The following is a 449-nucleotide window of genomic DNA, read 5'->3' on the forward strand; positions in this document are numbered from 1 at the left end:
GACGATGTCCTCACAGCCTATACTGACGAGAAGGAGCGCCGGGATACGCTCGACTTCCCCGACGTGATCGAGACGACGCTTGAGTTCTTGCGAGCGAACGATGCCGTCACGGAGCGGCTACGAGAGCAGTTTGCGGCCGAGATGGTCGACGAGTTCCAGGATACGGACCCGCGCCAGTGGGAGTTAGTCAAGCTTCTCACGGGCGTCGACGAACAGACGGCGTCGAACATCTTCCTGGTCGGCGACGAGAAACAGAGCATCTACGGCTTCCGTGGGGCCGACGTGACGACGTTCGGAGCGGCGAGAGCGGAACTCCAGACCGTCAACGAGGTCCGTGGGGTTGACGACGTTTCCGAGAGCGATGCCGAGAGTCCGACCGCGCTTGAACTCTCCGGGAACTTCCGAACGCTAGACGAGCCGCTGTCGTTCCTGAACGAGCTCTTCGAGTT

The 449-nt window shown here is 61.2% G+C and carries 1 protein-coding gene; it reads left to right on the forward strand.

Annotated features, from left to right (window positions below; all coding sequences use genetic code 11):
* A partial coding sequence (locus DVK01_RS21390) for a UvrD-helicase domain-containing protein (RefSeq protein WP_147435238.1) occupies positions 1-449 on the forward strand: 449 nt, incomplete at both ends.

This window comes from Haloarcula sp. Atlit-120R (genome assembly GCF_003665885.1).
Classification (GTDB): domain Archaea; phylum Halobacteriota; class Halobacteria; order Halobacteriales; family Haloarculaceae; genus Haloarcula; species Haloarcula taiwanensis.